This is a genomic window from Vibrio harveyi NBRC 15634 = ATCC 14126 = KCTC 12724 (genome assembly GCF_001591145.1).
Classification (GTDB): domain Bacteria; phylum Pseudomonadota; class Gammaproteobacteria; order Enterobacterales; family Vibrionaceae; genus Vibrio; species Vibrio harveyi.
The window spans coordinates 1-565 of the sequence record NZ_BCUF01000176.1; the positions used below are offsets into that span (position 1 = coordinate 1).

Genomic DNA, 565 nt, shown 5'->3' on the forward strand with positions numbered 1-565 from the left:
CCGAATCACTCTTGAACAATTTGTTAGCCAACTTCTACCGCAGAGGTAATTAACCCGTAGTCCTCTATGTCCTCGTTATTTCCCATTTCATACCACAGCTCATCGAGAGCTGAGTTTGCATGCTTAAGAAATTCAATCGTCAAGAGTTCATCATAAGGTCGCTTAAACACTGCAAATTCGTCCTCACTGTCACCCAGATCGTATTCATACCTATCGGGCTTTGCATGTGCCAAACTATTTCTTGCTTCTTGAAGTGCATCAAGGACTTCATGTAACCCTTCGATATGCTCGACATTTAAAATCGAGAAAACTTTTTTTCGTTTCCAATGATACGGTTTCTTTTCCTTGAAACTTTCTCGGAGTAAGCCAAAACCCGCCATATTTATTAACGCCTCAGCCAGAAATGCATGTGAGATTAAACATGCTTGCATATCCATACTGATACCATTGGAATGACCAGAACTACTTTTCGTCTCAATACAATCAAGTTGATATTGAGCTAAATTAGCCAGGTCTGAATGTGGGTTGTATCTAACTTGAAACTTCAAATTACCTCCAGTTGGCT

The 565-nt window shown here is 40.0% G+C and carries 1 protein-coding gene; it reads right to left on the reverse strand.

Annotated elements, in window-relative coordinates:
* Nucleotides 1-23: 23 nt before the first annotated feature.
* Nucleotides 24-565: hypothetical protein (locus VHA02S_RS25075; protein WP_248842433.1), on the reverse strand; the 542-nt coding region annotated here is incomplete at its 5' end.